Source organism: Shewanella sp. SG44-2 (assembly GCF_014164215.1).
GTDB lineage: Bacteria > Pseudomonadota > Gammaproteobacteria > Enterobacterales > Shewanellaceae > Shewanella > Shewanella frigidimarina.
In genome coordinates this window covers 1-239 of sequence record NZ_JACJEU010000116.1, presented here as the reverse complement: position 1 = coordinate 239, position 239 = coordinate 1, and the positions used below count along the sequence as shown (strand labels likewise).

The following is a 239-nucleotide window of genomic DNA, read 5'->3' as shown; positions in this document are numbered from 1 at the left end:
GCAGATGGGTTACCGGCGATATCAATCACTTGCGCGGTGACATCAACATCGGTCGCGCCTGCAGTGACTGGGACTTCAACATCAAAGCCGTTGTCGAGCATGTCCTGAGTCACAGGGCCGTTAAATAGGGTGTTGCCATTGCCGTCAGTGACAATCAAGGTGTCGCCAACTTGGGTGCCCGTCGCTAGCGTCACGGTCGCGGTCACAGTGCCGTCGCTGCCGATCTCATCGCTGTTGAA

1 protein-coding gene is annotated in these 239 nt (G+C 56.9%); it reads right to left on the bottom strand.

What is annotated here, in order from left to right:
- Positions 1–239, bottom strand: a 239-nt coding sequence (locus tag H5181_RS20510) for a hypothetical protein (protein WP_182751901.1), incomplete at both ends; no start/stop codon positions are given.